The organism is Streptomyces acidicola (genome assembly GCF_009377235.1).
In the GTDB taxonomy this organism is placed as follows: domain Bacteria; phylum Actinomycetota; class Actinomycetes; order Streptomycetales; family Streptomycetaceae; genus Streptomyces; species Streptomyces acidicola.
Window position 1 is genome coordinate 1 of sequence record NZ_VMNX01000360.1, and the last position, 6,915, is coordinate 6,915.

Annotated in this window: 5 protein-coding genes; 1 reads left to right on the forward strand and 4 read right to left on the reverse strand. The window is 71.5% G+C overall.

Annotated features, from left to right (window positions below; genetic code table 11):
* Positions 1-52 precede the first annotated feature (52 nt).
* On the reverse strand, positions 53-544 hold the full coding sequence (locus FPZ41_RS43540) for a DUF1203 domain-containing protein (RefSeq protein ID WP_152870085.1): 492 nt from the start codon (positions 542-544) through the stop codon (positions 53-55).
* Positions 545-657: 113 nt separating this feature from the next.
* Between FPZ41_RS43540 and pepN the strand changes: the two genes are divergently transcribed.
* On the forward strand, positions 658-3,255 hold the full coding sequence (gene pepN / locus FPZ41_RS43545) for an aminopeptidase N (RefSeq protein ID WP_322621485.1): 2,598 nt from the start codon (positions 658-660) through the stop codon (positions 3,253-3,255).
* Positions 3,256-3,288: 33 nt separating this feature from the next.
* On the opposite strand, the gene FPZ41_RS43550 is transcribed toward pepN, so the two are convergent.
* The 3 genes from FPZ41_RS43550 to malQ form a co-directional block, all read right to left on the reverse strand.
* A complete protein-coding gene (locus FPZ41_RS43550) occupies positions 3,289-4,827 on the reverse strand; it encodes an FAD-dependent monooxygenase (protein WP_152870087.1) in 1,539 nt (512 codons plus the stop codon).
* A 249-nt stretch (positions 4,828-5,076) separates the two neighbouring features.
* Positions 5,077-5,358, reverse strand: coding sequence for a hypothetical protein (locus FPZ41_RS43555; protein WP_322621486.1), 282 nt, complete (start codon positions 5,356-5,358; stop codon positions 5,077-5,079).
* A gap of 69 nt (positions 5,359-5,427) precedes the next feature.
* On the reverse strand, positions 5,428-6,915 hold a 1,488-nt coding region (malQ, locus tag FPZ41_RS43560), incomplete at its 5' end, for a 4-alpha-glucanotransferase (RefSeq protein ID WP_152870089.1).

The window sequence follows — 6,915 nt, forward strand, 5'->3', positions numbered from 1 at the left end:
GGACGGGAATGGGTAGGGGCGGCGGGGGCGAAATCCCTCACGCGCCGCCTACCTACCCCCTGCCTACCTCGTACAGAAAACACCCGTACTCCACCGCCCTCACATGCACCACCGCCACATCAGGATCGGCGAACGCCTCCTCGAAGGCCTGGTCGAACGCCGCGGCACCCGTGGCGCTCTCCACCTCCACGAGCCGCCCTCCCAGGATGTGACCATGGGCGGAGTACCGGCGAACCGTGCGCCGCGCCCCCGTGAACGCATACCCCTGCCCGGCAGGGCCCCCGCACTCCTCCGCATGGATGAAGACGGGCCCCTGCTCGTCGTACGCGCCGGGATCCGCCCCCGTCTCAGCCGCCCAGCGCCGCAACGGAGCGTACGAGACGAGCGCGATGACCTCCCCGCGCTCACTACGCCGTAGGCAGCAACGCAGCGGCGCACCACCCTCCTCATCGGTCACGGGAACCATCCGACGCCCCGCATCGTCGGCGGAGCGCAACTCCTTCAGGACCACACGGGTGATGGGGCGTGAAACGTATGTCGTCATGAAGGCCAGCCTCACGCTTGTACGGCCTGTTCACCGGCAGGAAACGGACATCGCGTTCCCCATGGGTCCCGTGGAAGGATGGCCGGGACCGCACACACCGAGGAGATGACCGCGTGCCTGGCACAAACCTGACCCGTGAAGAGGCTCAGCAGCGGGCGAAGCTGCTCACCGTTGACTCGTACGAGATCGATCTCGACCTCTCCGGCGCGCAGGAGGGCGGCACCTACCGGTCCGTGACCACGGTGCGCTTCGACGTGGCGCAGAACGCTTCGGAGAGCGTGTCGGAGACCGGCGCGGAGTCCTTCATCGACCTGGTGGCCCCGACCGTCCACGAGGTGACCCTGAACGGGGACTCCCTGGACCCCGCCGAGGTGTTCGAGGACTCCCGGATCGCCCTGCCGGGGCTGCTGGAGGGGCGCAACATCCTGCGGGTCGTGGCCGACTGCGCGTACACCAACACCGGTGAGGGGCTCCACCGGTTCGTCGACCCCGTCGACAACCAGGCCTACCTCTACACGCAGTTCGAGGTGCCGGACGCCCGTCGCGTGTTCGCGTCCTTCGAGCAGCCCGACCTGAAGGCCACCTTCCAGTTCACCGTGAAGGCTCCCTCCGGCTGGACGGTGATCTCCAACTCGCCGACGCCCGAGCCCAAGGACGACGTCTGGGTCTTCGAGCCGACGCCCCGCATCTCCACGTACATCACGGCGCTCATCGTGGGCCCGTACCACTCGGTGCACAGCGTGTACGAGAAGGACGGGCAGAGTGTGCCGCTCGGCATCTACTGCCGGCCCTCGCTCGCCGAGTTCCTCGACTCGGACGCGATCTTCGAGGTGACCCGGCAGGGCTTCGACTGGTTCCAGGAGAAGTTCGACTACGCGTACCCGTTCAAGAAGTACGACCAGCTCTTCGTGCCGGAGTTCAACGCGGGCGCGATGGAGAACGCGGGTGCGGTCACCATTCGTGACCAGTACGTCTTCCGGTCGAAGGTGACGGACGCGGCGTACGAGGTGCGTGCCGAGACCGTCCTGCACGAGCTGGCCCACATGTGGTTCGGCGACCTCGTGACGATGGAGTGGTGGAACGACCTGTGGCTGAACGAGTCGTTCGCCACGTACACGTCGATCGCCTGCCTGGCGTACGCGCCCGAGAGCCGGTGGCCGCACTCCTGGACCACCTTCGCCAACCAGATGAAGACGTGGGCGTACCGGCAGGACCAGCTGCCGTCCACCCACCCGATCATGGCCGAGATCCGCGACCTGGACGATGTCCTGGTCAACTTCGACGGGATCACCTACGCCAAGGGTGCCTCCGTCCTCAAGCAGCTCGTCGCCTACGTCGGCATGGACGAGTTCTTCCGGGGCGTACAGGCTTATTTCAAGGCGCACGCGTACGGCAACACGCGCCTGTCCGACCTGCTGGGCGCCCTGGAGGAGACCTCCGGGCGTGACCTCAGCACATGGTCGAAGAAGTGGCTGGAGACGGCCGGGATCAATGTGCTGCGGCCGGAGATCGAGACCGACGAGCACGGTGTCATCACCTCCTTCGCCATCCGGCAGGAGGCCCCGGCCCTCCCCGCCGGCGCCAAGGGCGAGCCGACCCTGCGCCCGCACCGCATCGCCGTGGGCCTGTACGAACGCGACGCCACCGGCAGGCTGGTGCGGGACGACCGCATCGAGCTGGACGTCGACGGCGAGCTCACCGCAGTACCGCAGCTGGTGGGCAGGGGCCGCCCGGCCGTGGTCCTGCTCAACGACGACGACCTGTCGTACGCCAAGGTGCGCCTGGACGAGCAGTCCCTCGCCTTCGTGACCGAGCACCTCGGCGACTTCGCGGAGTCCCTGCCGCGCGCCCTGTGCTGGGCCTCGGCCTGGGACATGACCCGCGACGCGGAGCTCGCGACCCGCGACTACCTGTCGCTCGTCCTGTCGGGCATCGCCAAGGAGTCGGACATCGGCGTCGTGCAGTCGCTGCACCGCCAGGTGAAGCTCGCGATCGACCTGTACGCCGACCCGACGACCCGCGAGGCGCTGCTGACCCGCTGGACGGACGCCACGCTGGCCCATCTGCGCGCGGCCGAGCCGGGCAGCGACCACCAGCTGGCCTGGGCGCGCGCCTTCGCGGCGACCGCGCGCACGCCGGAGCAGCTGGACCTGCTGGACGCGCTGCTGGAGGGCACGCAGACGATCGAGGGACTGTCCGTCGACACCGAGCTGCGCTGGGCGTTCGTGCACCGGCTCGCGGCGGTGGGGCGCTTCGACGAGACGGAGATCGCGGGCGAGTACGAGCGCGACAAGACGGCGGCGGGCGAGCGCCACGCGGCGTCGGCGCGGGCCGCGCGTCCGTCGGAGGAGGCCAAGGCGGAGGCCTGGGCCTCGGCCGTCGAGTCCGACAAGCTCCCGAACGCCGTGCAGGAGGCGGTCATCGCGGGCTTCGTCCAGACCGACCAGCGCGAGCTGCTCGCTCCGTACGCGGAGAAGTACTTCGAGGTGGTCAAGGACATCTGGGAGTCGCGCTCCCACGAGATGGCCCAGCAGATCGCCGTCGGTCTGTACCCGTCCATCCAGGTGGCGCAGTCCACGCTGGACCGCACGGACTCCTGGCTGACCGACGCCGAGCCGAACGCGGCGCTGCGCCGGCTCGTCTCGGAGTCCCGCTCGGGCGTCGAGCGCGCTCTGAAGGCCCAGGCGGCGGACGCGGCGGCGCAGGCGTAGGTGTACGACGTCGGAGGCGCCCGGTGAGTTGACTCAGCGGGCGCCGACGGCGGCGGTCAGGGCAGCTTCGACCGCCGGGCCGTTCGCGTCCTCCGCGGCCCAGGCCACGTATCCGTCCGGCCGCACCAGCACTGTCGTACGGCGGTTGCTCGCCCATTCCTCCACGGTGAGGCGGTCCTTGCGGTCCCCGGCGGTGTGCAGGCCGAGTGAACAGGGGGATGTACGGGGGGACGAACTGGCGGAGGTACGGGGCGTGATGAGGACGAACCGGCCGCCGCGCATCGCCTCGTGAAGGCGGCCGCTCCTGAGGGTGACGTCCGGGACGCGGTTGCCGACGAGCCGGTGGGCGCCACGGGGGGAGCCGTACTTGTATCCGATGCCCGTGACCTGGCCGATCACGCGGGCGCGGACGGGGCCGACCCGGTTGAGGAACATGGTGAGCACGGACCGGAACGCCAGCGTCCAGGGGTACTTGGCCATGGCGAGCCGGACGATGCCGCCGCTGCTGCGGAGTACGGACCTGCCGACCGGGTGGCGTTCGGCCTGGTAGGTGTCCAGCAGGGCGGAGTCCGCGTGGCCGCCGAGGACCGCGGCGAGCTTCCAGCCGAGGTTCGCGGCGTCCTGGAGTCCGGTGTTCAGGCCCTGGCCGCCGGCCGGGCTGTGGACGTGCGCGGCGTCCCCGGCGAGGAAGACACGGCCGACCCGGTAGGCGGGTGCCTGGCGCTCGTCGCTGTGGAAGCGGGACATCCAGCGGGCGTCGCGCATGCCGTAGTCGCGGCCGAGGGCAAGCCGGGTGATCTCCCTGACCTCGTCGAGTTCGAGTGGCTCGCTGTCGGGGACGTCGCGGCCGCGGTGCCAGCCGATGACGCGGTAGTAGCCGTCGCCGAAGGGCACGAGGAAGGCGAACGCGTCACCGACGGCGCCCGCGGTGAGCAGCATCTCGGGTTCCTCGTCGAGCCGTACGTCCGCGAGGACGACCGACCGGATGACCGACCTGCCGGGGAACGGCAGGCCGATCGCCTCGCGCACGGCACTGCGATGCCCGTCGGCTCCGACGACGTACGCGGCGGTGAGCTCCTCCGGCCCGTCCTCGCCACGCGGGTCGCGGACCTCGACGGTCACCATGTCACCGCCCTGCCGGACCCCGGTGACCTCGGCCTCGTACCGGAACCGCACACCGGCCTCGGCCGCCCGCCGCTCCAGCACCTCCTCCACCTCGTACTGCGGGATCACGAGCACGTGGTTGAAGCGTGAGGGCAGCGTGTCCAGCCGTACGCTGAGCCGCCCGAAGAGCCTGATCCGGTCGACCGTCCGGCCCCTCGCCTCCAGTTCGTCGGCGAGGCCGCGTACGTCGAGCTGCTCCAGGGTGCGGGCATGCACGGCGAAGGCGCGGGAGAGGTTGCTGATCCCGTGCGGGCGCTTCTCGACGAGCGTGACCGGAACACCCGCGGCGGCGAGGTCGCCGGCCAGCAGCAGACCGGTGGGCCCGGCGCCGACGACGATGACGTCGCGAAGCGCGGTGGCGGGGCGGGGGGTGCTGGTGGTGCGCGTCGGGTCTGCGGTGCCGGTCATGACGACCCCTTCCGGGTCAGCATTCTGCTTGGCCGACGACTGTCTGCCTACGACCGTTTGCCAACATACGGCGGCGCGACCCGTCAGACGGGGACCGAGCGCTGGCGGGGCGTCTTCCAGGCCGGCAGAACACGCCGAGGGCACCCACCACGCACACGTGCGGTGGGTGCCCTCGGATGGCCTCGGACGCCCTCGGCGGAGGGCGGAAGCTGTGGCCTGCGGCTGTAGCTGTGGACGACTGGGCGGCCGTCAGGCCTTGGCGTCGGCCTTCGTCGCGGCCTTCGTCTTGGCCTTGGTCTTCGGCTCGCGGTCCGTGGACCCGTCGAGGACCCACGTCAGGCCCGCGATCAGCAGGAACAGCGCGATCGGCGCCACGACGAACAGACCCAGCGTCTCGATCATCGAAAGGCCGGGACCCGGGTCGTCACCGTCGTCGCGCGTCAGCGCGAGCGCGGGAGACGACATGAGCAGCATCATCAGCGTCGTACCGGCAGCCAGGGCGCCGGCGCGCAGGGCGTTCTTCTTGTCCACGGTGCAAACGTAGCGAACGCGTGAAACGGCAGCGCGCCCGGGGTGCCGTACAGAGCGGGCTCAGCGTGCTCAGGGTCCCCCGTCCCGGCTCCCGCGCCCCCTCAGCACGTCCACCAGCGCGTGCAGCCGGGGCGAGGAGGCCAGGTCCTCCAGGGTCACCGGGCGGCCGTCGGCGTCGGCGACAGGAAGGCGCCAGTTCGGGTACTGGTCCCAGGTGCCGGGGAGGTTCTGCGGGCGGCGGTCGCCGACCGCGTCCGGCAGCCAGAGGCCGATCATGCGGGCCGGGGTGCGCAGCAGGAAACGGTGGACGGCCTGGATCTCGGCCTCCTCCGAGCGGGACGAGATGCCGCCGCTCGCGCCCCGCAGCAGGCCCAGCCGGGACAGCAGGGCCAGCCACTCGCTCGTGTCGGCGGCGGCCTCGGCACGTTCCTCTGCCAGGGGGCGGGTCAGCAGGCCGAGGCGGTCGCGGAGCTGGACGTGGTCGCCGGTCAGCCGGGATGCGGTGGGCGGCAGGTCGTGGGTGGTGGCCGTGGCCAGGCAGTCCGCGCGCCAGCGCTCGGGCGGCAGCGGCAGTCCCGTGCCCTCCCAGTCGCGTTCGAACCACAGCACCGAAGTGCCCAGCACGCCACGCTCGTTCAGCGACTCGCGCACGCCCGGTTCGACCGTCCCGAGGTCCTCGCCGATCACCAGCGCCCCGGCCCGCGACGCCTCCAGCACCAGGATCGCGAGCATCGCCTCGGCGTCGTAGCGGACGTACGTCCCCTCCGTCGGCGCCTGGCCCAGCGGCACCCACCACAGCCGGAAGAGCCCCATGACGTGGTCGATGCGCAGGGCGCCCGCATGGCGGAGCAGGGCCCGCAGCAGTCGGCGGTACGGGGCGTAGCCGGAGGCGGCGAGACGGTCGGGGCGCCAGGGCGGCAGGCCCCAGTCCTGGCCGCGGGCGTTGAAGGCGTCCGGGGGCGCGCCGACCGACATGCCGGGGGCGACGTACTCCTGCTGCGCCCACGCGTCGGCGCCGCCGGGGTGCACGCCGACCGCCAGGTCGTGCACAAGCCCGATCGGCATCCCCGCGTCCCGCGCGGAGCGCTGGGCGGCGGCGAGCTGGGCGTCCGTGAGCCAGGCCAGGCGGCTGTGGAAGTCGACGCGGTCCATCAGCTCGGCGCGGGCGCGGGCGGTCGCGGACGAGCGGGGGTCGCGCAGACCGGCGGGCCACCGGTGCCAGTCGGAGCCGTACACCTCGGCGAGCGCGCACCACGTGGCGTGGTCCTCCAGCGCCTCGCCCTCCTCGGCGAGGAAGTCGCAGTACGCGGCCCGCCGGCCGGGCCCGAGCGGTACGGCGTGCACCAGCTCCAGCGCTTCCCGCTTGGCCTCCCACACGGCGTCGCGGTCGATCAACTCGCCCTTGCCGAGCACGGATTCACGCAGCCGGGCGCTCCGGTCCAGCAGCGCACGGAGACGGCCGTGGTCTTCGACGTGGACGTAAGGGAACTCGTCGATGTCCTCGACCCGCAGGTGCACGGGGTCGGGGTAGCGGCGTGAGGAGGGGCGGTACGGGGA